The sequence below is a fragment of the Bradyrhizobium sp. USDA 4504 genome, assembly GCF_054063995.1.
Genome location: NZ_JBSSGV010000001.1, coordinates 8,665,677 through 8,691,346, shown reverse-complemented (window position 1 = coordinate 8,691,346; position 25,670 = coordinate 8,665,677). Strand labels below are relative to the sequence as shown.

Annotated in this window: 25 protein-coding genes and 1 pseudogene; 13 read left to right on the top strand and 13 right to left on the bottom strand. The window is 65.2% G+C overall.

Going from position 1 to position 25,670, the window contains the following annotated elements:
• Positions 1 to 116 precede the first annotated feature (116 nt).
• A complete protein-coding gene (locus ACVMB1_RS40860) occupies positions 117 to 383 on the bottom strand; it encodes a hypothetical protein (protein ID WP_233475224.1) in 267 nt (88 codons plus the stop codon).
• A gap of 166 nt (positions 384 to 549) precedes the next feature.
• Positions 550 to 1,477, bottom strand: a pseudogene (locus ACVMB1_RS40855) (helix-turn-helix domain-containing protein).
• A 369-nt stretch (positions 1,478 to 1,846) separates the two neighbouring features.
• Between ACVMB1_RS40855 and ACVMB1_RS40850 the strand changes: the two are divergent.
• Positions 1,847 to 2,779 (top strand): helix-turn-helix domain-containing protein, encoded by a 933-nt coding sequence (locus ACVMB1_RS40850; protein WP_141340931.1) that lies wholly within the window; start codon positions 1,847 to 1,849, stop codon positions 2,777 to 2,779.
• A 12-nt stretch (positions 2,780 to 2,791) separates the two neighbouring features.
• Here the strand turns inward: ACVMB1_RS40850 and ACVMB1_RS40845 are convergent, their stop codons facing one another.
• Together ACVMB1_RS40845 and ACVMB1_RS40840 are read right to left on the bottom strand one after the other, a co-directional pair.
• Entirely contained in the window at positions 2,792 to 2,971 is a 180-nt protein-coding gene (locus ACVMB1_RS40845) for a hypothetical protein (RefSeq protein ID WP_076827959.1), read from the bottom strand.
• A 9-nt stretch (positions 2,972 to 2,980) separates the two neighbouring features.
• Complete coding sequence (locus ACVMB1_RS40840; RefSeq protein WP_028333132.1) at positions 2,981 to 3,214, bottom strand: DUF6894 family protein; 234 nt, start codon at positions 3,212 to 3,214, stop codon at positions 2,981 to 2,983.
• Positions 3,215 to 3,407: 193 nt separating this feature from the next.
• Here ACVMB1_RS40840 and ACVMB1_RS40835 point away from each other — a divergent pair, with 193 nt between their 5' ends.
• From ACVMB1_RS40835 to ACVMB1_RS40825, 3 genes are read left to right on the top strand one after another with little or no spacing between them, the layout of a single operon-like run.
• Positions 3,408 to 4,094: a TetR/AcrR family transcriptional regulator gene (locus tag ACVMB1_RS40835; RefSeq protein WP_076827961.1), complete on the top strand. Its 687-nt coding sequence runs from the start codon at positions 3,408 to 3,410 to the stop codon at positions 4,092 to 4,094.
• Positions 4,091 to 6,772: a molybdopterin-dependent oxidoreductase gene (locus ACVMB1_RS40830; RefSeq protein ID WP_076827963.1), complete on the top strand. Its 2,682-nt coding sequence runs from the start codon at positions 4,091 to 4,093 to the stop codon at positions 6,770 to 6,772. The genes ACVMB1_RS40835 and ACVMB1_RS40830 overlap by 4 nt, the downstream gene beginning before the upstream one ends.
• Positions 6,769 to 7,692, top strand: coding sequence for an FAD binding domain-containing protein (locus ACVMB1_RS40825; protein ID WP_076827965.1), 924 nt, complete (start codon positions 6,769 to 6,771; stop codon positions 7,690 to 7,692). The genes ACVMB1_RS40830 and ACVMB1_RS40825 overlap by 4 nt, the downstream gene beginning before the upstream one ends.
• Before the next feature lie 64 nt (positions 7,693 to 7,756).
• Here the strand turns inward: ACVMB1_RS40825 and ACVMB1_RS40820 are convergent, their stop codons facing one another.
• The 4 genes from ACVMB1_RS40820 to ACVMB1_RS40805 form a co-directional block, all read right to left on the bottom strand.
• Complete coding sequence (locus tag ACVMB1_RS40820) at positions 7,757 to 9,472, bottom strand: adenylate/guanylate cyclase domain-containing protein (protein WP_229192665.1); 1,716 nt, start codon at positions 9,470 to 9,472, stop codon at positions 7,757 to 7,759.
• 223 nt (positions 9,473 to 9,695) lie between these two features.
• Positions 9,696 to 10,313: a LysE family translocator gene (locus ACVMB1_RS40815; RefSeq protein WP_028333127.1), complete on the bottom strand. Its 618-nt coding sequence runs from the start codon at positions 10,311 to 10,313 to the stop codon at positions 9,696 to 9,698.
• A 244-nt stretch (positions 10,314 to 10,557) separates the two neighbouring features.
• Positions 10,558 to 11,100: a hypothetical protein gene (locus ACVMB1_RS40810; protein ID WP_063790109.1), complete on the bottom strand. Its 543-nt coding sequence runs from the start codon at positions 11,098 to 11,100 to the stop codon at positions 10,558 to 10,560.
• A gap of 7 nt (positions 11,101 to 11,107) precedes the next feature.
• Positions 11,108 to 12,547: an LVIVD repeat-containing protein gene (locus tag ACVMB1_RS40805; RefSeq protein WP_076827967.1), complete on the bottom strand. Its 1,440-nt coding sequence runs from the start codon at positions 12,545 to 12,547 to the stop codon at positions 11,108 to 11,110.
• A 120-nt stretch (positions 12,548 to 12,667) separates the two neighbouring features.
• Here ACVMB1_RS40805 and ACVMB1_RS40800 point away from each other — a divergent pair, with 120 nt between their 5' ends.
• The 4 genes from ACVMB1_RS40800 to ACVMB1_RS40785 are packed head-to-tail and all read left to right on the top strand — an operon-like array spanning position 12,668 to position 14,447.
• A complete protein-coding gene (locus tag ACVMB1_RS40800) occupies positions 12,668 to 12,982 on the top strand; it encodes an ArsR/SmtB family transcription factor (protein WP_076827969.1) in 315 nt (104 codons plus the stop codon).
• On the top strand, positions 12,975 to 13,439 hold the full coding sequence (locus tag ACVMB1_RS40795) for an SRPBCC family protein (protein ID WP_076827971.1): 465 nt from the start codon (positions 12,975 to 12,977) through the stop codon (positions 13,437 to 13,439). Before ACVMB1_RS40800 ends, ACVMB1_RS40795 begins: the two co-directional genes overlap by 8 nt.
• On the top strand, positions 13,432 to 13,899 hold the full coding sequence (locus ACVMB1_RS40790; RefSeq protein ID WP_057018077.1) for an SRPBCC family protein: 468 nt from the start codon (positions 13,432 to 13,434) through the stop codon (positions 13,897 to 13,899). The genes ACVMB1_RS40795 and ACVMB1_RS40790 overlap by 8 nt, the downstream gene beginning before the upstream one ends.
• Before the next feature lie 32 nt (positions 13,900 to 13,931).
• Entirely contained in the window at positions 13,932 to 14,447 is a 516-nt protein-coding gene (locus ACVMB1_RS40785) for an SRPBCC family protein (RefSeq protein ID WP_057018078.1), read from the top strand.
• A 184-nt stretch (positions 14,448 to 14,631) separates the two neighbouring features.
• Here ACVMB1_RS40785 and ACVMB1_RS40780 read toward each other — a convergent pair whose 3' ends face one another.
• The 5 genes from ACVMB1_RS40780 to ACVMB1_RS40760 form a co-directional block, all read right to left on the bottom strand.
• Positions 14,632 to 16,242 (bottom strand): acyl-CoA synthetase, encoded by a 1,611-nt coding sequence (locus tag ACVMB1_RS40780; RefSeq protein ID WP_076827973.1) that lies wholly within the window; start codon positions 16,240 to 16,242, stop codon positions 14,632 to 14,634.
• 271 nt (positions 16,243 to 16,513) lie between these two features.
• Positions 16,514 to 18,034, bottom strand: a complete 1,521-nt coding sequence (locus tag ACVMB1_RS40775; protein ID WP_076827975.1) for an FAD-dependent oxidoreductase — start codon at positions 18,032 to 18,034, stop codon at positions 16,514 to 16,516.
• A gap of 27 nt (positions 18,035 to 18,061) precedes the next feature.
• On the bottom strand, positions 18,062 to 18,679 hold the full coding sequence (gene folE / locus ACVMB1_RS40770; RefSeq protein ID WP_028333118.1) for a GTP cyclohydrolase I FolE: 618 nt from the start codon (positions 18,677 to 18,679) through the stop codon (positions 18,062 to 18,064).
• Between the two features lie 119 nt (positions 18,680 to 18,798).
• Positions 18,799 to 19,254: a GatB/YqeY domain-containing protein gene (locus ACVMB1_RS40765; protein WP_028333117.1), complete on the bottom strand. Its 456-nt coding sequence runs from the start codon at positions 19,252 to 19,254 to the stop codon at positions 18,799 to 18,801.
• Positions 19,255 to 19,312: 58 nt separating this feature from the next.
• Positions 19,313 to 20,014, bottom strand: a complete 702-nt coding sequence (locus ACVMB1_RS40760; protein WP_141340933.1) for an alpha/beta fold hydrolase — start codon at positions 20,012 to 20,014, stop codon at positions 19,313 to 19,315.
• Positions 20,015 to 20,174: 160 nt separating this feature from the next.
• Here ACVMB1_RS40760 and carA point away from each other — a divergent pair, with 160 nt between their 5' ends.
• From carA to ACVMB1_RS40735, 5 genes are all read left to right on the top strand, one after another.
• The gene (gene carA, locus ACVMB1_RS40755; RefSeq protein WP_076827979.1) at positions 20,175 to 21,368 is read left to right on the top strand and encodes a glutamine-hydrolyzing carbamoyl-phosphate synthase small subunit; all 1,194 of its coding nucleotides are present in this window, start codon (positions 20,175 to 20,177) and stop codon (positions 21,366 to 21,368) included.
• Positions 21,369 to 21,472: 104 nt separating this feature from the next.
• Positions 21,473 to 21,970 (top strand): PaaI family thioesterase, encoded by a 498-nt coding sequence (locus tag ACVMB1_RS40750; protein ID WP_076827980.1) that lies wholly within the window; start codon positions 21,473 to 21,475, stop codon positions 21,968 to 21,970.
• Positions 21,971 to 22,120: 150 nt separating this feature from the next.
• Positions 22,121 to 23,221 carry a mandelate racemase/muconate lactonizing enzyme family protein gene (locus ACVMB1_RS40745; RefSeq protein ID WP_158074194.1) on the top strand — a complete coding sequence of 367 codons (1,101 nt, stop codon included), beginning with the start codon at positions 22,121 to 22,123 and terminating at the stop codon, positions 23,219 to 23,221.
• A 66-nt stretch (positions 23,222 to 23,287) separates the two neighbouring features.
• Positions 23,288 to 23,809 (top strand): cupin domain-containing protein, encoded by a 522-nt coding sequence (locus ACVMB1_RS40740; protein ID WP_076827984.1) that lies wholly within the window; start codon positions 23,288 to 23,290, stop codon positions 23,807 to 23,809.
• A 341-nt stretch (positions 23,810 to 24,150) separates the two neighbouring features.
• Positions 24,151 to 25,614, top strand: coding sequence for a DUF1254 domain-containing protein (locus ACVMB1_RS40735; RefSeq protein WP_076827986.1), 1,464 nt, complete (start codon positions 24,151 to 24,153; stop codon positions 25,612 to 25,614).
• Positions 25,615 to 25,670: the final 56 nt, after the last annotated feature.

Genomic DNA, 25,670 nt, shown 5'->3' with positions numbered 1-25,670 from the left:
GGTATCTCCTCTGGGTTGGCAGTCTCTGATGTCCGCGCGTTGCCGCCGCTGCCTGCCGCTTGCGGCGAAGCCTGTCGCGATCGGCGACGCGAAGAGGTGAAACGAAAAGCGAGCGCCTATTGCCGGGCGGCGCAGCTCGACAGGAACGGCGTGCGCGCCCCGGGCATGCAGGCTGCGCGGCAGCCTCTCGCGCCCGACAGCGCTCCATGCTGAAGGCCGATCGGCAGCGCGGCCCCCGGGAGCCAGTCCCGGTAGAGCGCCTGGGCGGCGTCGCTGATCATCACCGACGTCATGGCATCGGCGCCCTGAACGGCCTGCGCCGGCGCATCGGCATCCTCGCCGGTTGCCGACGTGAAGCGCACGGTGAGCGTAAGCCCGTACATCAGTGCAGTCGCGAGGACCCGGCGTCGCCGTGTCACTGCAAGGGAGCTACCGAAATCCTTCCAGGCCATCGCTTGTCTCCGTTGTTGGCGTGGGCGCCACGGTGATCTAGCGAATTGGCCTTATGAGTGCCCCAGAGCGATTGCCCGACCTGAAGAGCGATTGCGGCTACCGCAGGCGCCGCCGCCAATCGCTCGGGGTTTTCGCCGGTCAGCTTCCTGAACGCGGCCGCGAACGCGGTCTGCGAACTGTAGCCGAGCGCCGCCGCGATCGAGACCACGGATGCGTCGGTGTCGCGCAGCATGTTCATGGCCTGCTCGAGCCGGTGCTGGCGCAGCCAGGCATGCGGCGAGAGCCCGGTGCTTTCCTTGAAGGCGCGGCAGAAGTGAAAGCGCGACAGGCCGGCATCCGTCGCCAGCGCCGCGAAGCGCAACCGCTCGATGGCGCGGCGCAGCGCGGTCGGCGCCAGACCGCCCACGGTCGCCTGCACCGTAGCAGGCACGCCGGCATGCGCCGACAGCAGGCGCGTGGCCAAGAGATCCGTCAGTTGCTGCCGGAACAGCGCATCCAGCGCCGCGCTGCCATCGAGCGCATCAGCGGCGCTCAGCAGCAACCGCGATGTAATTGGATCGGGATGCCCGGTGCGCTCCAGCAGATCGCCGGGAGCTGCGGTGTCGGCCTCGCCGGCGACGCGCGCCAGCGTCGCATGCGGAAGATAGAGCTGAACGACGTGCACCGACTGGTGGATATCCCAGCGCGAGCTCGAGCCGGCCGGAATGATCGTCACGACCCCGGACCGTGCCGTTCCGATCGAAGCCACCCTGCCGGTCCGCCGCTCCAGCCGCTGCGAGCCGGCGGGATAGCTCATGACGACATGGTCGACCATCGGCCTGACCACGTCGTGCAGGGCGTCATGCTTCCAATAGGCGATCGCGCCGCTCGACGGGTCGGCCGCCATGCGAAGCGGCTGCGTCTTGAGCACGCGGGCCATCTCCTGGCCGGCCGGGCAGCGCGGACCGGCCGGTGCCTCGGCCGGCCGCGCTTCGGATGCGGCGGGCGAATCCCGCAAAGGATCGTGCAGGATCGGCTTACTCATCACCTGTGCTCGCGTTTGAAGGCTCATGCGCTCCCTCCTTGCGGGCCGGTCTGTCGGACCCATGAGGCGCGGAACTGCCCGCCGGACCTAAGCGCCGCGCAGTTCGAATGTCTTTCCTGAAACGGCCATGCTTTGCCCAATTCTGCGCCAAGCGCGCGGCTGCGACATTTCTGCGTCCGGCACGGTCGATTGGACCAAAGCAGTTGAATTCATTCCGGAATCGCATTGCGCTGAACGACCGGCAGCATCGTTCATGATCGCCTGAGACAATTGGACTGCGCCGCAGCAATCCCGGATAATGAGTGACGGCTTCGCAGGCTGACTGACAAGTCCCTGCCCGGCCGCACATCAATGATGGACTCAACACGCATGGCACAGGCGGGCGCCTACGGGCAGCGGCTCGGGCAATTCCTACGCCTGAGGGATACGCCGCCGGCGCTGATCACGCGCACGCTGCGCAGCGCCGAACTCGCGGTCACCGAAACCCGGGACGACAACCCGGTGCCCGGGCTGTCCGGATCGCTCACCGCCGAGGATGCCTTTCTGGTCAGCCTGAAGCTGCACGATTATCCGGACTGCGAATTGTGGGAGGGCGGCAAGTGCCTCATGAAGCGGGACATCCCGGCGGGCGCGACCTATCTCTACGATCTCAAACGCGATCCGCGCTACGTGATCGACAAGCCGTTCCACTCGCTGTTCTTCTATCTGCCGCGCTCGGCGCTCACTGACTTCGCCGAACAGACCGGCTCGCCGCGCATCGGCGAACTGGCCTGCGAAATCGGCACCGGTCACGACGACGGCGTCATTCGTCATGTCGGGGCGCTGCTGCGCGAGGGATTGCACCGGCCGGACGAAACCAACCAGCTGTTCATCGATCACATGATGCTGGCGCTGACCGCGCACGTCACCCGGACCTATGACGGAATACAACATCCGACCGGACCGACCCGTGGCGGCCTCGCCGCCTGGCAGATCAACCGCGCCTGCGAAAAGCTCGAATCCGACCTCAGCGGGAAGATTTCGCTGAAGCAGATTGCGGCCGAGCTCGATCCGTCGGTCGGCCATTTTTCGCGCGCCTTCCGCATCTCCACCGGCTTGCCACCGCACCAATGGCTGCTTCAGCAGCGCCTGAAGGTGGCCAAGCAGCTGATGGCGGCGCGCGACCTGTCGCTGTCCGAGATCGCGATTTCGGCCGGCTTTGCCAATCAAAGCCACTTCACGCGGGTGTTTTCCGCCGTGGTCGGCGTCAGCCCGGCGGCGTGGCGGCGCGAGATGTACCGCCCGGCGAGAAGCGAGAGCTGAACAGCGCCGCGCTCAACCGGCGGGCGCAGCTTGAACGGCGTGCTTCGCATGCCATTTGGGACCCGGTCCGCGCATGTAGTGCAGCTCGGGCCGGTAGGGATCGCGAATTCGCGCGATCAGATTCTGCAGGCCCGCCGTAATCGCGTTCCAGCTGTCGTGCAGAGAGAGCAATGATGCGTGCGGTGACAGCATGGCGCCCTCTCAGTGCGGCTTGCCGAGCACGGACGCGAAGGACAGGATCACGATCTCCTCGCCGGACTCGTCGCTGACATGCACGACCCAGTCGCGCCAGTCTTCCAGGCTGACCGTTGCGACCAGCGATCGCATCATGCACGTCGCCGCCTCGCAGGCCTCCGAGAGGCTTGTCACCGAGGTGCCGCGGCGATCCATCAGCACCCCGTGCGTGGTCGAGCAATGGAAAAAGACCTGGGTCATGTGCGTATCCTCGCAAGCTCCGGACCAGAAGGTCATCTTTGGAGCTCCACGTTTCTTCGACGCGACCATTCGCAAGGCGGTTCACATGGGCGCCGGCCGCGCGGCGGCCTCGCGGAATGGTGATCAAGCCCCAGCACCGCCTCCTCACCAAATCGCGATTTGACAGTTTTTCTATATTTGTCAAAATCGTCAAATGGGACCGAAAACCCGCATTCTCGATGCCACCATGCTGGTGTTCCGCCGGCACGGCTTTCGGCGCTCCTCGATCGAGCAGGTCGCCGAGGCGGCCGGCCTGACGCGGCAGGCGCTCTATCACCACTTCGAATCCAAGGAAACGCTGTTCCGCGCCGTGATCGAGCGCGTGCATGAGAGCGCGATCGCAGCCGAGGACACCGCCATTGCCGAGGCGGAGGCGGCGGGCAGCGATCTCGGCGACATCCTCGCTACGGGCATGACCGCGCGGATGTCGACCATGATCGGGTCGCTGGACGGCTCGCCGCATCTCGAGGAACTGTATTCCGAGCACCTCGTGCATGCGCGCGACCTCTTCCAGACCTACGCTGCGCGCTATGCTGAGCGCATGGTCACGACGGTCGCGCGGGTCGTGCGCAAGCAGCAGCTTGCGCTGCCGCAGGACCTGACGCCGGCCGAGTTCGCGCGGCTGGTCGAAATGTCGATTCACGCAGCGAAGTCGCAGTATCCGGCGATGCAGCCGGCGGAAGCGTTCCTGAAGGACATGGCGATCATCGTGCGGACGCTCTGCGCCGGCGCCAAGCCGAAATTCAAGTCCAAATCCTTGCCGAAACCGCAGAAGCCGTACGTCAAGAGGGCGGCAATCCCCAAGAGGCCGACACGCAGGACAACTGGAGGACATCCATGAGCACGACGACCGTCAATGGCCGCGTCGAATCCCTGCCCGATGATCCCGATGCGCTCTTGATCGACATCGTGCGCGACCAGCTCAAGCTCACCGGCACCAAGCTCGTCTGCGGCGCCGGCGTCTGCGGCGCCTGCACCGTGCTGGTCGACGGCGCGCCGGTCGCAAGCTGCCTGATGCCGGCACACGCCGCCGCCGGCAAATCGGTGACGACGGTGGAAGCCATCGGCGCGTCCGGGCTGCATCCGGTGCAGAAGGCGTTCATGGCGCATGACGCCCTGCAATGCGGCTTCTGCACGCCCGGCTTCATCGTGGAAGCGACCGCGTTCTGCGACCATTGGCGCGCGACCAGGGGAACGGCGATGCCGTCGCGCGAGGAGATTGGCGCGGCGCTGTCCGGCCATCTCTGCCGCTGCGGCGCCTATGACGGGATCTACCGCGCGGTGGCGGATGCCTGTGCCGGCCGCTTCGACGGCGATCACGTCACGGCGCCCCGCATCGAGGCGCGCGACAAGGTGACGGGCGCGGCGAAATACACCGTCGACATCCATCATGACGGCCAGCTCGAAGGCCTGATCCTGCGCTCGCGCGAGGCGCATGCACGCATCGCCACGCTCGATCTGGCGCCGGCACGCGCGCTGCCCGGCGTTAGTGCGGTGTCGCTGCTCGGCGACGACCACATCGTGCGCTATGTCGGCGAGCCGATTGCGGCGGTTGCAGCTCCGGACCGCAAGACGGCGCTGGCCGCGCTCGCCGCGATCAAGCTGACCAGCGAGCGCCTGCCCGCGGTGGTCGGGCTCGACGCCGGACGCAAGGATGATGCGCCCGTGGTGTTCGACAAGGCGAGCCGCAAGCGGGCCGGCAACGTCTCGGAGGCGGCCGGCGGGCCGGCGCCCTGGAAGCAGAACATCCGCGGGCCGACCGCTGTTTTCTCGACCCGCGCCAAGAAGGCCCGCAACTGGGTGGACGAGGCGCGCCAGGCCAACAACAAGCTACTCGTCGAAGCCACCTTCCGCACCGCCACGCAGCAGCATGCTTGTCTCGAGCCCCACGCCGCGGTGGCGCGCTTCGACGGCGACCGGCTGACCCTGCACGCCTCGACCCAGCAGGTGTTTCACCTGAAGGAGCAGATCGCAAAACGCTACAAGCTCGATCACGACAAGGTCCGCGTGATCGCGGAGCACGTCGGCGGCGGCTTCGGCTCGAAAGCGAGCCTCGGCACCGAGACGATCGCCGCGATCGAGCTGGCCCGCGCGGCGAAAGCGCCGGTGCGGGTCGCCTATGATCGCCAGGAAGAACTCTCGGTCGCCGGTTATCGGCCGGCCGCGGAGTTGAAGGTCGCGCTGCTACCTTCCGAGCAAGGCGGCCTGAAGGCGCTCTCGGTCACCGCGCATGCCGATACCGGGGCCGCGACCAACTCGACCATCGCGGGACTGGCGCGGCTGATCTATCCGGCCGAGGCGAAGGACCTTTCGGATTTTGACGTCATCAGCAATCTGCCGCCCGGCGCCGCCTTCCGCGGCCCCGGCGGTCCGCCGATGGCATTCGCCGTGGAGCAATCGATCGACGAGGCCGCGCTGCGGCTCAAGGTCGATCCGATCGCCTTGCGCAAGCGCTGGGATCCCGATCCCAACCGGCAGCGGCTCTACGATTGGGCATCAGGGCTCGAGATCTGGCGCAACCACAAGCCGGCGCAGAACGGGCGCTATCGCCGCGGCATCGGGGTCGCGACGGGCTACTGGCTCTATCTGTGGCAGCCGAAGGTGAAGGTCGAGGTCGCGGTCAGGGGCGGCCGCGTCGTTGCTAGCACGGCGACGCAGGACATCGGCACCGGCACCCGCAGCGTGCTTGCCGACGCGATCGCGCGCGAGTTCGATCTCGAACCCGGTGAGATCGATGTGCGGATCGGCGATTCCTCGCTGCCCGAAGGCCCCGGCTCCGGCGGCAGCCGCGTCACCGCCTCGGTGATGCCGCCGACGCTGCAGGCAGTGCGGAAGCTGAAGGACGCGATGCTCGAACAGGCCACGCGAAAGCCGGCGCCCGGCTCGAACGCGCCCTGGCGCGAGCTGATCGCGCGCTCGCCCGACATCGCAATGGTGGAGACGCGCGGCGAGGACGGCAAGAACACTGCGCCCGGCATCCGCTCGCCGCTGCGCGAAGTCGGCCTGATGGGCATGGTGTTCGGCTGGATGATGCGCCGCTTCTCGAACATCGCCGTCGGCGCCGGCGTGCCGAGCTCGGTGCAGGTGATCGAGGTGGAGGTCGACACCTGGCTCGGCCATGTCCGCGTGCTCAACGTGCACACCGGCATCGCGGTCGGCAAGATCGCAGCGCCCGCGCTGGCGCGCAGCCAGGCCTGCGGCGCGGTGATCCAGGGCCTCGGCTACGCGCTCTACGAGGCGCGCGAGCTTGATCCGACCAGCGGCGACGTCCTGACCGCGGGAATGGAGGATTATCGTATCCCTGGGATCGCCGACACGCCGGAGATCGAGGTCCATTTCGACGAAGCCGGCTTCGACCATGTGCTCGGCAACAGCGTCGGCATCGGCGAGGCGTCGACGGTGCCGACCTCGGCCGCCGTCGCCAACGCGATCCACAACGCGATCGGCGTCCGCCTCACCGAGATTCCGATCCGGCCCGACCGCATCGTCGCCGCGCTGAAGGGGAGGGACGCCGCATGAGTGTCGCGACTGCAGACGTCATCTCCGCGCCCGAATTCCGCGCCGCCGGCACCGATCTGTCGGAGCGCCGCCGCAGCGGCCTGTCGTGCGGCTCGATCATCGATCTCGCCGCCAGTCCCGATACGATCGGCGTTGCGTGGAATGCGGACGGCTCGGCCCGCATCGGCGCCCTGACCACGATCGCTGCGATCGCATCCGATCCGCGGCTCGCCGAGGCTTACCCCGGCATCGCCGTAGCCGCGCAGGGCCTCGCCACGCCGCAGATCCGGCACATGGCGACGCTCGGCGGCAACCTCGCCCAGCGCTCGCGCTGCTGGTATTTCCGCAATCCGCAGATCGCCTGTCTCAAGAAGGGCGGCCCCGACTGCCCGGCGCGATCCGGCAACCACCTCTATCACGTCGCGTTCGATCTCGGCCCATGCGTCGCGCCGCATCCGTCGACGATGGCGATGGCGCTGCTCGCCTATGATGCGAAGGTCACCACCGATCGGCGCAGCGGCTTGTCGATCTCCGAGCTGCTCGGCGACGGCAGCAACGGCGCGGCCGACAATCTGCTTGCACCGGGCGAACGCATCGAGCGGATCGAGCTCCCCGTTCCGCTGGCCGGCGAGCGCGCGCTGTACAAGCGCGCCATCAGCCGGACGCATGCGGAATGGCCGCTGGTCGAGATCTGCGTGCGTGCGGTGATCTCCGGCGGCGCGTTCCAGCAGGTCCACATCGCCGCCGGCGGCATCGCCCCGGTCCCGCTGCGTCTTGCCGCGTCCGCGGCGGCGCTGCAGGGTAAGCAGATTAACGCGGCGACCATCGCGCAAGCCACCGAGCTGGCGATCTCGGGAGCCAGGCCGCTGCCGATGACCGGATACAAGCTCGAGCTGCTGACGGGCCTGGTGCGCGACGTGGTCGAGCGGATCGTGGCGTAGGATCAAGCGCCCATTCGCGGCCTCGAGGCAACGTCGCGTCTAGAATGCATAGATCCAGGAATTCCTACGCCGGAATGCCGGCCTCACACAGCACGGCGACCATGCGTTCGCCCCATTCGACGGTCCTGGTCGGAAAATTCTGCCGCGCGTAGGACGTGCGGAAATCGGGTCGCAGCTTGAGCAGGCGGCCGGCGATGACGCGCGCCTCGTCGAGGCGCCCCGAGCCGACTTCGTTCATGATCAACGCGCTGAGCGTGTGTGCGTCTTCGCCGATCACCAGCGCCTTGGCGGCGGCCGCGCGGCCCTGCTCATACTGACCGAGCATGAAATGCGCGAAACTGATTCCGTTCCACATCGACGCACGCCCGGGATCGATCGGGCTGAGCCGGAGTCTGTGCTCAACACTTTCGATCGCGCGTGCCGGCTGGACGCACATGAGCGAAATCCAGCCACGATATCCCCATGCCGCAGCATCGTTCGAATTGAGCGAGATCGCCTCTTCGATCATGGTCTCGGCGCGATCGTAGTCGTGGCCGAGATAGGCAAACATGTGAGCCGCGCGCGCCAGCACGAACGGATCGTCGCTGGCCAGCACGCAGGCGAATTCGGCGATCCGCAGCGCCTCCGCCAACTCCTCCGCGCCGGGGGGCGTGCCGCGCGTGGTCTGTTTCAGCAGCGACGAATAGGCCAGCATGACCTGAGCGGCTGCATAGTTCGGATCAAGCCCGCAGGCCTTGTTGAACCACTCGCCGAGTTCAGCGTCGCCCCACTTGGAGCGATCTGCATAGGCCGCAATGCCTCTCAGAAAGAGATCGTAGCTATCGAGACGGTCGGTCGGCTTGGTTCGGGTTCGTTCGATTTCGCTCTGCTGGATCTTCGGAGCTATGATGCTGACGACATTCGCGGTGACCTGGTCCTGCAGGTCGAACACATCCCTCAGTTCGCCGTCGAACCTGTCCGCCCAGAGATGCGTACCGCTGCCGGCCTCGATCAGTTGCGCGGTGATCCGAACGCGCCCACTCGACTTGCGCACTGATCCCTCCAGCACGTATCGCACACCGAGCTCGTGCCCGACCTGCTTGATGTCGACGGACTTCCCCTTGTAGGTGAAGCTTGAATTGCGCGCGATCACAAACAGCGATCTGAAGCGCGACAGCGCGGTAATGATGTCCTCGACGACGCCGTCGGCAAAGTATTCCTGCTCCGGATCACCGCTCATATTCTGGAACGGCAGCACCGCGATGGAGGCCTTCTCGGCAATCGCGGCTGGGGAAGCCGGTGCAGTGAACGCGTGCTTCGCGATCGCGGCCGCTGCGGAGGCGCCGCCGACGCGAACTCTCCATGTCCGAATAGGCTCGGCAATATTCTTCAGGACCTGCGGCCCCATGTCCTCGAAGGTCGCATCGACCTTGCCGCGAATGTGCCGTTGCACGTCATCGGAAATGCAGACGCCACCCGGCTCGGCAATCCCCTCCAAGCGCGCTGCGATGTTGACGCCGTCGCCAAAGATATCGTTGTCGTCAAAGATGATGTCGCCGACGTGGATTCCGATTCGGAATTCGAGCCGCTGCTCCGTTGGCACGGCAGCATTCTGATCGGCCATGCGGCGCTGCACTTCGACGGCACTGCGCACCGCGTCGACGGCGCTGGCGAATTCAACGAGGATTCCGTCGCCGGTCGTCTTGACGACGCGGCCGCGATGTGCCGCCAGCGCTGGATCCAGCAACGCTCGCCTGACCGACTTCAGCTTGGCCAGAGTGCCTTCCTCGTCGATTCCCATCAGCCGGCTGTAGCCGGGGCGATATCGGCCGCCAGAACCGCTGCCAGACGCCGATCCATGCTATCGGTGGTCAAAGACATGCCCCCGGACGAGGGGTTAATTTTCGTCGCCGATCAAAGCACGGCTGACGGCCTCCGGGCTAGAGCAAACGTCTGCGCTGCTTGCCCAGGCTGGAAATCGGCGGCATTGTCAACGACGACCTTGAGGCTATCGCCCAGCGGGTCTATCGCGCCCGGGTCAGCGCCAGCCAGATGCCGCCGCCGATCATGAAGCCGCCCGAGATGCGCGACATCAGCCGGGTCCGCTCCTTGGAGAAGAATTTGCGGGCGCGGCCGGCCGCCAAAGCGTAGGCGGCGTCGGTCAGCACGGCGGTCGCCATGAAGGTGAGGCCGAGCAGCGCCACCTGCGGAACGTGCGGCTTGTCCATATCCATGAACTGCGGGATGAAGGCGCCGAAGAACACCAGCACCTTCGGGTTCGAGAGCAGCACCAGAAAGCCTTGCAGGAAGAAGCCGCCGCGCGGCGGCGGCGGCGTGTCGTCGGTGCTGACGCCCTCGACCGGAGAGCGGATCAGCTTGAAGCCGAGCCAGACCAGATAGGCGGCGCCGGCAAAGCGCACCCAGTCGAACCAGTAGCCCATCGTCGCCATCAGCGAGGTCAGCCCGACCGCGACGGTGCCGATCACGATCGCAAGCCCCACCTGCGCGCCCAGCACGTTGGTGAGCGCGGCGCGCGTGCCGTAGCGCAGCCCGTTGGCGATCACCATCGTGACGATCGGACCGGGCAGCAGCGCCAGCGCGATGCAGGCGGCGACGAAGGCGAAATAGGCTTGCAGGGACATGGGAGAGCTCGTTTGTTTCTTATCGTCATTATGCACGAGAGTGGCAGACATGGAAGCGCGTCTGCCCCCTCGCCCCGCTCTTCACCGGGTCGAGACGAGCGAAGCTCGCTCTTAGAGGGTGGCGTGAGAGGCTTTCTCCGCCAGGCGGTGCGAGTCGTTAGACCTGTACCCCTCACCCGGATCGCATCTGGCGATGCGATCCGACCTCTCCCCGCAAGCGGGGCGAGGTGAAGAGAGATCACGCTCAACGGCCTTCCATTGCCGCGATCATCCATGACCTGATCTCTCGCCCCTCCAGAAATTTCAACGTCGCCCGCTGCACCCCTGCGGCATCTCCCCTGCCCTGCGCCGCGACCGCCATCAGGTCGCAGCGATGCGATACCGCGATGCCGATCGCAGTGCGCTTCCCGTTGGGCATCTCGAGGTCATAGACCCTGATCCGCCCCGGCATATCGGCGACAGCAACGACATCGCCGGCCTTCAGCGGCACAAAGCGCGGGCTGATCATGTCGACGTCGGAAACGCGGTCGACCTCGTCGTCATCGGCGACGCCGCTGTCGCAGTTGCAGAAGCCGAGTTTTGGCCTGAGATAAACCTCGAGGTCGTCACCGCACTCCGCCGCGCCGCAACGGAAGGCGCGGCCGGCGGGCCAGCCGTCGCGCGGGAACGGCCAGCCGATCTCGTACCACGCGGCTGCGCGCGGCGGCGCCATCTCGTAGCCGGCGACGGCGGAGAGCCCGCCGAGCGCCAGGACCATCGCCGCGATGACCGGCCATGAGCGCATCATCGCGCGCTCACGGCAGACCGGCGATGGCGCGCGCCGCGCCGGTCAGTTCGAGGATGTGCAGGCCGGTGTTGGCGCGGTCGACCGCGTAGATGTAGCCGCGCTCGTCGGTCTCGACATTATTGGTCTGGATCGCGACCTTGCAGCGGTCCTTGCCGTCGATGGTGACGCATCGCTTGTCGGTCGCCGCCGTGATGGAGGGAATGAAGTAGCCGACTTCCCTGGGATGATAGGGATCGCGGATGTCGAGCGCGCGGACGCCGGCGTTGAAGAAGGCGATGAAGGCCAGCTTCTTGTAGTAGACCGGCGCCATGCTCTCGTTCGACGAATGCGAGCCGAACCGGCCGCCGCGCGCGCAGAACGCTCCGGAGGCCTCGGGCACCGTATAGCTCGAGATCAGCATCGGCCGCGCCTCGGTGGTGACGTCGGCGAACCACACCATCTGCCGGGCCTCGCCGCATTCGTTCTGGATCGCCTCGTCGACGATCATCACGATGTCGCGGCTCTTGCCATCCTTGTCGCGGGCGAACTCGGCGATCGGCATGCCGGGCATCGGAAACACCGTATGCGCGCCGTTCATGGCGGACAGCGGCATCCGCGCGATCTCCGGGAATTTCAGATTGTCCGGCGTCGGCTCCTTCGGTCCGTTCAACAGCTTGTCGCGGTCGACGATCTGCAGGAAGCCGCCCTTGTTGGTGCCGTAGCCGAAATAGACGCGATTGCCCGTTGGCCCGGTCGAGATCGGCCCGTGCAGTTCGGTCGGCACCGCGCCGGTCGCACCCGGCTCCTGCCCGGGCAGGCCGAAATCCCGGATCTTCTTTGGCTGCGCGGGATCGGAGAGATCATAGACCTGCGTCATGCGCCGCGTGCGCCAGTCCGGCGCGCCCGACACCAGAAAGGCGATGCCGGTGCCGCATTCCCAAAAACTCTTGTGCGTGTCCTTCAGGCCGCCGATCCGGGTGACGAGCGCCGGATTGGCGGGATCGGCGACGTTCCAGATCTCGTGCGCCTCGCTGCCGAAGGTGCGCAGCATGTAGACCGCGTTGCGATCGCCCTTCGGCAAATCCTTGCCGTCGCAGATCCGCACCATCTGCGCGCCGCCGGATTCATACTTGCCTTCCTGTCCGGGAATGTGCCGCAGATAATTCGGGTGCGCGGGATCGGTGACGTCGACGATCGAGGTGCCGTTCGGTTCGGCCTTGCCGGTCACCGGGTTGACGGGATCGGGAATGTCGTCGGTGCCGCCGTGATGACCGATATAGGCGATCCATCTGTCGCCCTGATGATGAATGGTCGGCTGATAGGCGCTGCGGGCCTGCAAATCGTTGGTTCCGACCAGCCTCATGTTGGAGGCCTCCGGCGGATCGCCGATCTTTGGCTGGGCACTCGCACCATTCGCGAGCAGGACAAGAACCAACCTGCAGCAAACTGCCGTAACGCGACCGCCCATGCGCACCACCCAATGTTCCACACCAATCTGCGTTGGCTGCCGGCAAGGCTAGCACGGCGCTGCCGATGCCAAAACACACGCTCTTGACATGCAACCATTTGGTTGCCTATTATCCGACCCATGGATGAAGTCTTCAAAGCCCTCGCGGATGCCTCACGGCGAACGCTGCTTGACCGGCTTCACGATCAGAACGGGCAGACGCTCGGTGAGCTCTGCGACGGCCTCGACATGACGCGTCAGGCCGTCACCAAGCACCTTGTGATTCTCGAGGAGGCCAACGTCGTCACCACGATCAAGCATGGCCGCGAGAAGCTGCACTATCTCAACCCGGTTCCGATCCATCAGATCGGCGAGCGGTGGATCAGGAAGTTCGAGCGCGGGAAACTCGCCGCGCTGAGCGAGTTGAAAAGACAATTGGAGAAGCGTGATGAGTAAACCGGACTACGTCTACGTCACCTATATCGAGACCACCGCCGACAAACTGTGGCACGCGTTGACCTCGAGCGAATTCACCGAACGCTTCTGGTTCGGCTATCGCGTCAGCTCCGACTGGAAGGTCGGCTCCCCCCACCACCTCACCAAGGACGGGCGACGCAGCGTGCAGGGCGAGGTGCTGATCGCCGATCCACCGAACAAGCTCGCCTACAGCTGGGACGTCGTGAAGGAAGGCGTCGAGCGCGAGCAGGTCTCGCGCGTGACCTTCGACATCGAACCGCACGGCACGGTCGTCAAGCTGACCGTGACGCACGACAATCTCGGCCCGAAGACGCTGCGCGACATCTCCGGCGGCTGGCCGATGGTGATCGCAAGCCTGAAGAGTTTCCTGGAGACCGGGCGCGAACTGCCGGCCGACCTGCTCACCAGCGGCGCCAGGGAGGCCTACCATGCCTAAGCCCGAATTCGCCTACGTCACCTACATCGAGACCACGCCGGACAAACTGTGGGACGCGCTAACCAAGAGCGCGTTCACGCGGCAATACTGGTTCGACACCGAGCTACAATCGGACTGGAAGGTCGGCTCGCCGCTCGCGCTGGTGATGGGCGGCAAGACCACCGACACCGGTGAGATCCTCGAGGCCGACCGGCCGCGACGCCTCGCCTACACCTTCAAGCACGTGCTCGACGAGGACATGCGCAAGGAGCCGGCAACCAAGGTGGTCTTCACGCTGGAGGCCCATGGCAAGATCGTGAAGCTGACCGTGACTCATGAGGGCTTCGGTGCGGGCAGCAAGCTGCTCGACGGCATTTCCAAGGGCTGGCCGGCGATCCTGTCGGGACTCAAGAGCCTGCTCGAGACCGGCAAGGCGGTCACGATCCCGCCGGCCGCGCTCGGGATCGACGGCTTCGAATGACAATGAAAATCTATCGACGGGTGCGTACAGACATGAACATCGAGAAATTCAAACCGGCAATCGTCTACGCGATCTACATCGCCGCCACGCCCGAGAAGGTGTGGCAGGCTTTGACGACTGCCGAACTCAGCCGGCAGTATTTCTCCGGCAACGCGGTCGAGGTCGACCTTCGGATCGGCGGCGCCTACGTCGTGCGGACGCCCGACGGCGCGCTGCACATCTCCGGCGAGGTGATCGAATGCGATCCCCTGAAGCGGCTGACCGTCACCTTCAACGTCAACTGGCCGCAGCTGGTCGAAAAGCTCGGGCCGACGCTCGTCACCTGGGAGATCGAACCGGCAGGCGACGGCGTGAAGCTGACGCTCCTGCAATCGCATGACCGTCCGATCAGCGACGACATTCTCGCAGGCGGCCGCACCGGCTGGCCGGCGATCCTCTCCAGCCTGAAGAGCCTCGTGGAGACCGGCAAGGCCATGGTGATCCCCATGCAGCCGCCAGCGCGCATGATGGCCGCGCTGAAGGAATTGGGAATTGCGATGCCGACGTGAGGTTGGCGATACAGCCGCTCCATACTCCGCTGTCGTCCCTGCGAACGCAATGCGAAAGCAGGGACCCATAACCACCGCTCCAAACGTTTAGAGTTCGCTGGGGCCATAGCGTCGCACAACAACTTTACCTTGTGTTATGGGTCCCGGGCCGCGCTGCGCTTGCCCGGGACGACGACGGAGAAAACTACCCCAGCGCCCTCAGCTCCCGGCGCAGCACCTTGCCCGTCGCCGTCATCGGCAGGCTATCGGCGAACTGCACGAAGCGCGGATACTCGTGGGCGGCGAGCTGGACCTTGACGAACTCCTGGATCTCGCGCGCCAGGGCATCGCCCGGCGCGTAGCCCGGCCGCAGCACGATCCAGGCCTTGATCGATTCGGTGCGGATCGGATCGGGGATGCCGACCACCGCCGACATCGCGACCGCCGGATGCTTCATCAGCGTGTGCTCGATCTCGGACGGGCCGACACGATAGCCGGCCGTGGTGATGACGTCGTCCTCGCGGCTGACGTACCAGAAATAGCCGTCCTCATCCTGCACGCCGAGATCGCCGGTCAGCAGGAATTCGCCGGCATATTTCTTCGCGGTCGCTTCCGGATTGCGCCAGTACTCGATCATGGTGCAGGGGCACGGTTGGCGCACGCCGATGATGCCGCGCTGGCCCCGCGGCAGCTCCTCGCCCTTCTCGTCGACGATGCGGACGTCGAAGCCCGGCGTAGCGCGGCCCATCGAGCCCGGACGGATCGGAAACAGATTGGAATTGCTGCCGATCACGAGATTGCATTCGGTCTGCCCGAACACCTCATGGGCGTCGATGCCGAAGGTGTCGCGCACCCAATCCAGCAATTGGCCGCCGAGCGACTCGCCGCCGGTGAAGATGCTGCGCAGCCTGACGCCGGAATTCTTTACATTGGCCTGCCGCATCAGCTTCAGCGCGGTCGGCGGCAGGAACACGTTGCGGATGCCGAGCTCGGCCATCATCCGCATCGCCGCCTGCGGCTCGAACTTGCGGGCGCGGTGTCCAACCATCGGGATGCCGTGGTACCAGAATGCGAACAGGCCGTTGATCAGGCCGCCGATCCAGGCCCAGTCGGCCGGCGTCCACATCAGGTCGCCGGGCCTCGGCAGGAAGTTGTGGCACATCTCGACATTGGGCAGATGGCCGAGCACGACGCGATGCGCATGTAGCGCGCCCTTCGGGTTACCCGTGGTGCCCGACGTGTAGATGATCAGCGCGGGATCGTCGGCCGAGGTGTCGACGGTCGCGAACTCGGGCGATGCCGACTTGACCGCGCTCCAGAACGGTTTCGTCCCCGCCGGCGTCTTATCGCCGACGATATAGACGCTCTTCAACTCGGGCAGACGATCGCGGACTTTCGCGATCTTCTCCCAGCCTGCTTCATCGGTGATCACGGCCTTGGCAGCAGAATTCGACAGGCGGAATTCGAGCGCATCCTCGCCGAACAGTGCGAACAGCGGGATCGAGATCATCGCTGCGCGAAACGCCGCGAGATGCGCGACCGGCAGTTCGAGCGATTGCGACAGGAACACCGCGACGCGGTCGCCGCGCACCAGCCCGTCGTTGGTCAGCACATTGGCGAAACGGCGCGAGGCGTCCGCGACCTCGTCGAACGAGGTGCGCGTGGTGCCGCCATCCTCGTCGACATAGACCAGCGCGAGCCGCCCGGTGCCGTCGGCATGGCGGTCGCAGCACGCGGTCGCCATGTTGAAGCGCGCGGGAACGTCCCAGCGGAAGTTGCGATAGAGTTCGTCGTAAGTAGCGGCTTCCTTGAGCATGGTGTGTGTTGCTTCCGTCCCTCGTCATGGCCGGGCCTTTCCCCTGCCATCCGCATTTGCTGCGGCAGATTGTAGAGACGTCGATGCCCGGGGACAAGCCCGGGCTGACGAAGAATGTGATGCCCGGATAAAGACCCCCGGATGGAGCGGTCGCGCGAACGCGCGCCCGATGACAGGCTCCGCGCAATCCGGGGTTCTCATCGAGTGGACAGACTCCCCCGGATTTCGCTTCACTGCATCCGGGCTACGAACATCCTTGAGGAGAAAGCCGTCAGGCTGACGCCCGCTCCATTGCGACCTCGGCCTTGAGGCTATCGAGGTCGCGATAGATCGACGCGACCGCGAGCACGCGCCCGCCGCGCTTGTAGCGCAGCACGCAATCCCTGCCGGCAATGCTGCCGTCCACCGCGATCTCGTCCCACTGCTCGGCATGGCCGACATAGTTGATCGGCACGTCGTAATGCTGGCTCCAGAAGAACGGCACCGCGTCGAACACCTCGCGCTGCCCAAGCATATTCCGCGCGGCGGTCTGGCCCTGGCGCTCCGCCACCACCCAATGCTCGACCCGGATCGTCTCGCCGCTGTGCGGATCGGGCCAGCGCGCGATATCGCCGGCCGCGTAGATGCCGGGAACGCTGGTCTCGAGATAGGCGTCGACTGTCACGCCGCGGTCGATGGCGAGCCCAGCCGCTTCCGCCAGCGCCAGCCGCGGCTTCACGCCGACACCGACCACGACGAGATCGGCATCGAGCACAGGCCCGCTCTTCAGGCGGGCTCGCTTGCCCTCGATCGCGGTCACCGTGTCGCCGAGGTGGAATACAACACCATGCTCTTCGTGCAGCGCACGGACGAAATCGCCCATCTCCGGCCCGAGTATGCGCTCCATCGGCCGCTGTTCCAGCCCGACCACGTGAACCTCGATCTGGCGCGCGCGGAGCGAGGCCGCCACCTCGAGACCGATGAAGCTTGCACCGATCACCACCGCGCGGCGCGCTCCGCTGGCCGCGGCGATGATGGCCCGGCAATCGTCGACGGTGCGTAGCACATGAACGTGGGGCTGGTCCGCGCCCGGGATCGGCAGCCGCACCGGCTCCGCGCCGGTCGCCAGCAGCAGCCGGTCATAGGCGAGCGTTTCGCCGCCGGCGAGCACGACGTTGCGGCGGCCGGTATCGATCGACTTGACCTCGGTCCTGAGTTTCAGATCGATCGCCGCGTCACGATAAAAATCGTCCGGCTTCAGCGGCAGCCAGTCTTCCGGCGCGCTGCCAGCGAGGAAGTCCTTTGACAGGTTCGGACGATCCACCGGCGGCGCGGCCTCGCCGCTCAGCATGACGATGCTGCCGCGATAGTCCTGCCGTCGCAGCATCTCGGCGGCGGCAAACCCCGCCCCGCCGCCGCCGACAATCACGATGCTGCCGGGCGCATCGACCGGGCCCTTGACGCGGAGTTTCGGCTGCGCGCGCTTCTCGCGCACGATGATGCGATCGCCCTCCCGCTCGACCTTCCAGACAGCGAGCGCGTTGAAGGCGGGCGCGGCGGTCGCTTCACCGGTGCGAATATCGAAGCAGGCGTGATGCCAGGGGCAATGGACGGTCTCGCCCTCAAGGAGGCCTTCGGCGAGCGGGCCGTGGTAATGGCTGCAATGCGCGTCGATGGCGAAGATATCCGCCCCCGAGCGCACCAGCAGCACGTCCTCGTCGCCGACATGGCCGAGCAACATCGCGCCCGTGAAGTCGGAGAGGGCAACGCCTTGTGTCAGATCCGGACCGGAAGGAGCTTGCTGATCGGCCATATCATTCCTCCATCGCCCTGTGACGCTCTAAACCGCTATGCCGAGGAATTCCTGGCGGGTTAGCGCATTGTCGCGAAAGCAACCCAGCATGCGGCTGGTCACGAGATCGGTATCCGGCTTGTGCACGCCGCGGGTCGTCATGCAGTGATGCGACGCCTTGATGATGACGCCTACGCCCTGAGGCTTCAAGACGTCGTTGATGGTGTTGGCGATCTGCGCCGTCATCTTCTCCTGGATCTGCAAACGCCTGGCATAGATGTCGACCACCCGCGCCAGCTTGCTGATGCCGACCACGCGGCCGTTCGGGATGTAGGCAACCCAGGCCTGACCGATGATCGGCGCCATATGATGCTCGCAATGGCTCTCGAAGCGGATGCCCCGCAGGGCAATCATTTCGTCGTAGCCTTCGATCTCCTCGAAGGTCTTTTCCAGGATCTCCGCGGGACGTTGGTCGTAACCCGCAAAGAATTCCTCGAACGAACGCGTCACACGCGCCGGAGTTTCAAGCAAACCATCCCGCTCGGGATCGTCACCAGTCCAGCGGATGATGGTGCGGACTGCTGCCTCGACTTCGGCCCGGGTCGGCTTGTCGGATTCGGTTTGAGCGGCTCTTGCACGATCCAGCGCATGCACAATCGGGTTCATCGGGGCCTTTCCTTTGCGGAGTCATCGCGAGGTCATGCCCGTCAGATGCTCCGTCAGCAGAAAGGTTCCCGCAATTCGGTCCGCGGCACTTTGCGCCGCAAGCCAGCCCGGACGAACGGCTAGCCCGTCAGCGCCGCCTTCACCAGGCCGCTGGCCTTGCCGAAATCCATCTGGCCGGCGTATTTCGCCTTCAACGCGCCGATCACCTTGCCCATGTCCTTGATGCCGGCGGCACCCGTCTCGGCGATGATCGCCGAGATCGCGGCCTTCACGTCGTCATCGGACATCTGCTTCGGCAGGTACGCCGAGATCACGGCGATCTCCTCGCGCTCCTGGGCCGCGAGCTCGGCGCGGCCGCCCTTGTCATAGAGCTCGACCGACTCCTGGCGCTGCTTGATCATCTTCTGCAGCAGGCCGAGCAGGTCGGCATCGGAGAGGGGCGGCTTGCCCTGCCCGCGCGCGTCGATGTCGGCGTTCTTGATGGTCGAATTGACCATGCGCAGCGTGGACAGCTTGCGCTCGTCCTTCGCCTTCATCGCTTCCTTGACCGCAGTATTGATGTCGTCGCGCAGCATTTCGTTGTCCTTGAGCCAGCAATCCCCTCATCTAGGCAGTTTGCACCGGCAGAACAACCTAGTTCCTCAGCCATTCGACCAGCGCATCGGCGCAGGCCTGCGGCAGTTCCAGCTGCGGCAGGTGACCGCAATTGGCGAGCACTACAAGTTTTGCGCCGGGAATGCCGTTGGCCATCTCGTCCGACAGCGAATTTGGCACGGTGTTGTCGGTATCCGACGTCAGCACCAAGGTCGGGCACTTGATCCAGGCCATGCTCGGCCGCGAATCCGGCCGGCTGAGCACCGCGTTCTGCTGGCGGATGAAAGCCTCGGCGCCGATGTCCTCGCTCATGTCGTCGACGATCCGGCGCAGGCTTGCATCGCCCTGCCGCGACGGATGCACGAAGCCCGGAAACAGCTCATCGACCACGCTGCGATATTGGCCGCTTCTGGCACGCTCGATCATGCCGCGGCGACGCGCGGTCGCTTCCGGCGTATCGGCCCGCGCCTGGGTGCTCATCAGCGCCAGCTTCGCAACCCGGTCCGGCGCCTGCCGCATGATCTCGAAGGCGATGTAGCCGCCCATCGAGTGCCCGGCGAGCGCAAAGCGCGGCGGCGCCTCGGCCAGGATCCGGCGGGCGATGGCCCCCATATTGTCGTCCCTGATATGGTTGGCGACCGTCACCGGCCCGCATCGCCACAGCGCCGGAATGACGGGGGCGAAAATCCGCGGCGAGCAGATGAGGCCCGGGACGAGCAGGATCGGCATCGTATTATCCATGCGGGAGCTCCGGAGGGGTCATTTTCGGCAAGCAAACGGCCGCTTCAGGGAACTTTAGATTAAAAGGCCGTTCGGGCCTGTCAAATCGGCCGGTATTGCCGTGTGAATCCGTGCCCTTTCGCTTTGACGCCGCCGGGTGCGGCGTCTATTTAAAGGGCTCATGACAACATCCGAAAACGCTCCCGCCTGGCCGGACCATAAACCGACCGCGCTCCTTGTGCTCGCCGATGGTACCGTGCTGGAAGGCTTCGGTCTCGGCGCGGAAGGCCACGCCGTCGGCGAGGTCTGCTTCAACACCGCGATGACCGGCTATGAGGAGATCCTCACCGATCCGTCCTATGCCGGCCAGATCATCACCTTCACCTTCCCGCATATCGGCAATGTCGGTACCAACGAGGAAGACATCGAGACGGTGAACATGGCGGCGACGCCCGGCGCGCGCGGCGTGATCCTGCGCTCGGCGATATCAGATCCCTCGAATTACCGCGCCACCCGCCATCTCGACCTGTGGTTGAAGGCGCGCGGCATCATCGGCCTCTCCGGTATCGACACCCGCGCGCTGACCGCGCTGATCCGCTCCAAGGGCATGCCCAATGCGGTGATCGTGCACGCCAGAAACGGCGAGTTCGACCTGCACGGCCTGAAGGAAGAAGCCCGCGAATGGCCCGGCCTCGAGGGCATGGACCTGGTGCCGATGGTCACCTCCGGCCAGCGCTTCACCTGGGACGAGACGCCCTGGGTGTGGGGCAACGGTTTCGGCCAGCAAACCGCGCCGGAATTCAACGTGGTCGCGATCGATTACGGCATCAAGCGCAACATCCTGCGCCTGCTCGCCGGCGTCGGCGCCAAGGTGACCGTGGTGCCGGCGACGACCGCCGCCGAAGACATCCTGGCGATGAAGCCGGACGGCGTGTTCCTGTCGAACGGCCCCGGCGATCCCGCCGCCACCGGCAAATATGCCGTGCCCGTGATCCAGAAGGTGATCGCGTCGGGGACGCCGACCTTCGGCATCTGCCTCGGCCATCAGATGCTTGGCCTTGCCGTCGGGGCCAAGACCATGAAGATGCATCAGGGCCATCACGGCGCCAACCATCCGGTCAAGGACGAGACCACCGGCAAGGTCGAGATCACCTCGATGAACCACGGCTTTGCCGTGGACCAGGCGACGCTGCCGAAAGGCGCGACCCAGACCCATATCTCGCTGTTCGACGGCTCCAATTGCGGCATCGCGCTTGAGGGCAAGCCGGTGTTCTCGGTGCAGTACCACCCGGAAGCCTCGCCCGGCCCGCGCGACTCGCACTATCTGTTCCAGCGCTTCGCCGATCTGATGCGGAAGAACAAGCAGGCCGCGTAGACACACCCGTCATTGCGAGGAGCGCAGCGACGAAGCAATCCATCTATCCCAGCCTGGAGCGATGGATTGCTTCGCTTCGCTCGCAATGACGGAGATTTTTCTCAATGACCGCCCCCGCCACCCCGAAGCCCGTCTACGGCGTCTCCTCGACGGCGGTGATGACGTCGATGCCGGGGCTCGACTTCGTGCGCGGCATCTTCGCCCGGACCCTGCCGGAGCCGCCGATCATGGAGAATGTCGAGCCGTTCGACTGCACCGCCGAGACCGGCCATGTGGTGATCCACAGCGTCCCGGGCCTGCGCCACTACAACCCGATCGGCTCGGTGCATGGCGGCTACGCCGCGATCCTCTTGGATTCCGCGATGGGGCTTGCGGTGCAGACCACGCTGCCGCAAGGCTTTGGCTACACCACGCTGGAGTTCAAGATCTCCTTCGTCCGCGGCATGAGCCAGGACACCGGCAAAATCCGCACCGAGGGCCATGTGCTCAACGCCGGCCGCCGGGTTGCGACGGCGGAAGCGCGGATTACCGACGACAATGGCAAGCTGCTCGCCCATGCCACCACGACCTGCCTGGTGTTCGAGTTGCCCAAGACGACCTGAAGGCAATCGCGTCTTGGCGCCAGATCTTGGCGCCAGATCTTGGCGCATTGGAGCCATGACGAAGCGCGCTGGATCGCGGCCTGCGCTCTGTGATTGAGTTTCGCTGTCCGAGATCAGGCAAACATGATCCGGCCTGGAAAGGAAACGCCGATGATTTCAGCCCATTCAGACATGACCATCCGCGACATCCGCGTGACGATGCTGCGGCTGCCCTGGGCCGACGATCCCTGGCTGAAAGGCGCGGCGCTCGGCGCGACGCGCGACATTCTGATCTGCGACGTCGAAACGTCCGGCGGCGTTACCGGCATGGGCTATCTGTTCGTGTTCAAGCCGGCGATGAAGTCGATCGCGGCCTGTCTCGAGGAATGCATCATCCCGCGCGTCATCGGCAAGGACGCCACCGCGATCGAGGCGATCTGGCGCGATCTGTGGACGGCGACGATGACCTATGGCCGCGGCGGCATCGCCGCGATGGCCATGTCGGCGCTCGACATCGCGCTGTGGGACGCGGTCGGGAAACGGGCCGGCCTGCCGCTGCACCGGCTGTGGGGGCACTATCGCTCGGAAATCCCGATCTATGGTTCCGGCTGCTTCCGGGGCGCCGGCGGCGACGGGATGATCGAGAAGGCGCTGCATTTCGTGAAGCAGGGCTACAAGGCGATCAAGATGCAGGTCGCGCACGTCCACACGCCGGCGCAGGACCTCGACAATGTGCGCCGCATGCGCGAGGCGCTCGGGCCCGACATCGACATCATGATCGACGTCAACATGGGCTGGAGCGCCGATGTCGCGATCGAGATGGGACGCAAGTTCGAGAAGTACGATATCTACTGGCTTGAGGAGCCGGTGCCGGCCGATGATTTCGCCGGCTATCAGCGGATCGCGGCGGCGCTGGACATGCGCGTCGTCGGCGGCGAGACGCATTTCACGCGCTACGATCTGCGGCCGTTCTTTCTCAATCCCTGCCTGCCGATCCTGCAACCCGACCCGATGCGCGGCGGCATGACCGACCTGCGCAAGATCGCGGCGCTTGCGGACACGTTCGGCATCACGATCGCGCCGCATCTGTTTCCCGAACTCAATGTGCACCTCTTGGCTTCGATTCCGAACGGGATCTGGTGCGAGAACATGGCGCTGATCGACGATCTCTGGGTCGACCCGCCCGAAATCGCCAACGGCATGATCACCGCGCCGGAGCGGCCCGGGCACGGGCTCAGGTTCAGGGAAGACGTGTTGAAGTTCAAAATCTAGCTGGAACGGTTTGCGGACCGACGGTTTGATGGTCTGGAGACCACCTCGCAGCGCTGGAGAGCCACCATGTCGGTCGTCCGTACCGATATCGAACCCCAGACCATCGTCTTCCGGGACGACGGCCTGGTGCCGAACAATCCGATGCCGTTCCTGGTCTACAAGGCCGCCGTCGACGTCAGCAAGAATCCTGAGGCCACCATCGAGCAGCTGTTCGGCGAGAACGGCTGGGGCGCGATGTGGCGCAACGGCGTCTACGACTTCGCGCATTACCACGCCACCGTGCACGAGGTGCTGGGCGTCGCGCGCGGCCGCGCGCGCGTGCAGTTTGGCGGCGAGCGCGGGCGAGCAATCGAGATCGCGGCCGGCGACGTTGCGATCCTGCCGGCCGGCACCGGGCATCAATGCCTGTCGGCGAGCGACGATTTCTGCGTCATCGGCGCCTATCCGCCGGGCCCGCCGATGGATCTGCAGCGGCTGACGCCGGAGAACCACGCCAAGGCGCTGAAGACGATCCCACAGGTTGCGACCCCCGCGACCGATCCGGTGATAGGCAAGGACGGGCCGCTGGTGCGGCTGTGGAAGCGATAAGATCTAGGATGGTCGAACGGGTTGCTCTTGCCCTGCCCCCTCGCGAGAGGTGACCGGATACAGGCAACCTGAATCGATCATCGGAATTGCAGGCCATTTCAATCAAGCCTGCCGGCTTCACATTTCCAAGCTCCTTGATTTAAGTCAGCATCGCTGCGGCGATTTATGCCGCCAATGACACCTTAAAGCGCGCGATTCATCTGCGGGAGTGACAGAGCTTCCGCGTCCGCTGCTGCTCTTTTTGCAGGAGCAATGGAGGTCATACACATCACCTGACGGCATCAGATGCTCCGCGCTTCCCACAAGCAACCGCAACAGAGATCAGGAGAGGAGAATTCGACATGTTTCGAGGAATTCTGACGCTGACATTGTCGCTCTGCATTGGCGCGGCTACCGCGCCTGCAGCGCTGGCCCAGACGGCGCCGGCAATCAACGAGCAGGAGGCACACGCGATCGCGGTGGACGCCTATATTTACTTCTACCCGCTCCTGACGATGGACATCACGCGAAAGCAGTTCACCAACGTCGAGCCCGGCAAGGATAACTTCAAGGGCCCGATGAATACCTTCGTCAACGTGCCCGAATACCCACCGGCGAATTTCAAGGGCGTGGTGCGGTCCAACTTCGATACGCTCTATTCCGTTTCATGGCTGGACATGACCAAGGAGCCGGTTGTCGTCTCCGTTCCCGATACCGATGGACGCTTCTATTTGCTGCCGATGCTGGACATGTGGTCGGATGTGTTCGCCTCGCCCGGCTGGCGCACCACGGGCACCAAAGCGGGGACCTTTCTGGTGACGGCTCCGGGATGGCGGCCTGATCTGCGCGACAGGTTTGCGGAGGAGTTCAAGCTTCCGAAGGATACCCAGCGCATCGACGCGCCGACGCCTTACGTCTGGGTCATTGGCCGCACCAAGACGGACGGCCCGCCGGACTACGATGCGGTCCACAAGATACAGGCCGGCTACAAGGTCACGCCTCTTTCCGAGTTCGGCAAGACTCAGAAGCCGACCGAGGTCAGGATCGATCCCAGCGTCGACATGAAGACGGCGCCCAAGGTGCAGGTCGACACGATGTCGGCCGGCGTCTACTTCGCGCAGGCCGCCGAGCTGCTCAAGCTTCACCCGCCGCACATCACCGATGAACCAATCATCGCGCAGATGAAGAGGATCGGCATCGAGCCCGGCAAGAGCTTCGAAATCAGCAAGGTGGACCCGGTCCTGCAACGGGCGCTGGAGACGGCGCCGCAGGACGGGCAGAAGCTGATGGCATGGAAGGTGCCGACGCTGGCGCGCGTTGCGAACGGCTGGTCGATGAACACCGACACGATGGGCGTTTACGGCAACTACTATTTGAAGCGTGCGATCGTCGCGCAGCTCGGGCTTGGCGCCAACCTGCCGGAGGACGCGATTTATCCGCTCAATCTCGCCGACAATACCGGCAAACCGCTCGACGGCGCCAACAAGTATACGATCACCTTTGAGAAGGGCGCGGCCCCGCCGGTCAATGCCTTCTGGTCGATCACGCTTTACGACCAGGAAGGATTCCAGGTCGGCAACGTGCTGAACCGCTTCGCTGTGTCCAGCTGGATGCCGTTCAAATACAACCCGGACGGCTCGCTCGATCTCTACTTCCAGAACGAAAGTCCGGGCGCGGACAAACAAGCCAACTGGCTCCCGGCGCCGAAGGGCGCTTTCAACCTGACCATGCGCCTTTACGGTCCGAAATCGGAGGCGCTGACCGGAAAGTGGAATCCTCCGCCGATCGTGCGATTGGAGACAGCGGTGGGTCTGTCAGCTCAGTAGGCTTCAACCGCACTGACCGCAGCCGGGGGGCCAGACCGCAAGCTTCGCGAAGCAGT

What these genes read in the sequence shown, in the direction of transcription:
- ACVMB1_RS40860 (WP_233475224.1), bottom strand. Translation starts at nt 383, where the DNA reads ATGTACGGGCTTACGCTCACCGTGCGCTTCACGTCGGCAACCGGCGAG.
- ACVMB1_RS40850 (WP_141340931.1), top strand. Translation starts at nt 1,847, where the DNA reads ATGGCACAGGCGGGCGCCTACGGGCAGCGGCTCGGGCAATTCCTACGC.
- ACVMB1_RS40845 (WP_076827959.1), bottom strand. Translation starts at nt 2,971, where the DNA reads ATGCTGTCACCGCACGCATCATTGCTCTCTCTGCACGACAGCTGGAAC.
- ACVMB1_RS40840 (WP_028333132.1), bottom strand. Translation starts at nt 3,214, where the DNA reads ATGACCCAGGTCTTTTTCCATTGCTCGACCACGCACGGGGTGCTGATG.
- ACVMB1_RS40835 (WP_076827961.1), top strand. Translation starts at nt 3,408, where the DNA reads ATGGGACCGAAAACCCGCATTCTCGATGCCACCATGCTGGTGTTCCGC.
- ACVMB1_RS40830 (WP_076827963.1), top strand. Translation starts at nt 4,091, where the DNA reads ATGAGCACGACGACCGTCAATGGCCGCGTCGAATCCCTGCCCGATGAT.
- ACVMB1_RS40825 (WP_076827965.1), top strand. Translation starts at nt 6,769, where the DNA reads ATGAGTGTCGCGACTGCAGACGTCATCTCCGCGCCCGAATTCCGCGCC.
- ACVMB1_RS40820 (WP_229192665.1), bottom strand. Translation starts at nt 9,472, where the DNA reads ATGGGAATCGACGAGGAAGGCACTCTGGCCAAGCTGAAGTCGGTCAGG.
- ACVMB1_RS40815 (WP_028333127.1), bottom strand. Translation starts at nt 10,313, where the DNA reads ATGTCCCTGCAAGCCTATTTCGCCTTCGTCGCCGCCTGCATCGCGCTG.
- ACVMB1_RS40810 (WP_063790109.1), bottom strand. Translation starts at nt 11,100, where the DNA reads ATGATGCGCTCATGGCCGGTCATCGCGGCGATGGTCCTGGCGCTCGGC.
- ACVMB1_RS40805 (WP_076827967.1), bottom strand. Translation starts at nt 12,547, where the DNA reads ATGGGCGGTCGCGTTACGGCAGTTTGCTGCAGGTTGGTTCTTGTCCTG.
- ACVMB1_RS40800 (WP_076827969.1), top strand. Translation starts at nt 12,668, where the DNA reads ATGGATGAAGTCTTCAAAGCCCTCGCGGATGCCTCACGGCGAACGCTG.
- ACVMB1_RS40795 (WP_076827971.1), top strand. Translation starts at nt 12,975, where the DNA reads ATGAGTAAACCGGACTACGTCTACGTCACCTATATCGAGACCACCGCC.
- ACVMB1_RS40790 (WP_057018077.1), top strand. Translation starts at nt 13,432, where the DNA reads ATGCCTAAGCCCGAATTCGCCTACGTCACCTACATCGAGACCACGCCG.
- ACVMB1_RS40785 (WP_057018078.1), top strand. Translation starts at nt 13,932, where the DNA reads ATGAACATCGAGAAATTCAAACCGGCAATCGTCTACGCGATCTACATC.
- ACVMB1_RS40780 (WP_076827973.1), bottom strand. Translation starts at nt 16,242, where the DNA reads ATGCTCAAGGAAGCCGCTACTTACGACGAACTCTATCGCAACTTCCGC.
- ACVMB1_RS40775 (WP_076827975.1), bottom strand. Translation starts at nt 18,034, where the DNA reads ATGGCCGATCAGCAAGCTCCTTCCGGTCCGGATCTGACACAAGGCGTT.
- folE (WP_028333118.1), bottom strand. Translation starts at nt 18,679, where the DNA reads ATGAACCCGATTGTGCATGCGCTGGATCGTGCAAGAGCCGCTCAAACC.
- ACVMB1_RS40765 (WP_028333117.1), bottom strand. Translation starts at nt 19,254, where the DNA reads ATGCTGCGCGACGACATCAATACTGCGGTCAAGGAAGCGATGAAGGCG.
- ACVMB1_RS40760 (WP_141340933.1), bottom strand. Translation starts at nt 20,014, where the DNA reads ATGGATAATACGATGCCGATCCTGCTCGTCCCGGGCCTCATCTGCTCG.
- carA (WP_076827979.1), top strand. Translation starts at nt 20,175, where the DNA reads ATGACAACATCCGAAAACGCTCCCGCCTGGCCGGACCATAAACCGACC.
- ACVMB1_RS40750 (WP_076827980.1), top strand. Translation starts at nt 21,473, where the DNA reads ATGACCGCCCCCGCCACCCCGAAGCCCGTCTACGGCGTCTCCTCGACG.
- ACVMB1_RS40745 (WP_158074194.1), top strand. Translation starts at nt 22,121, where the DNA reads ATGATTTCAGCCCATTCAGACATGACCATCCGCGACATCCGCGTGACG.
- ACVMB1_RS40740 (WP_076827984.1), top strand. Translation starts at nt 23,288, where the DNA reads ATGTCGGTCGTCCGTACCGATATCGAACCCCAGACCATCGTCTTCCGG.
- ACVMB1_RS40735 (WP_076827986.1), top strand. Translation starts at nt 24,151, where the DNA reads ATGTTTCGAGGAATTCTGACGCTGACATTGTCGCTCTGCATTGGCGCG.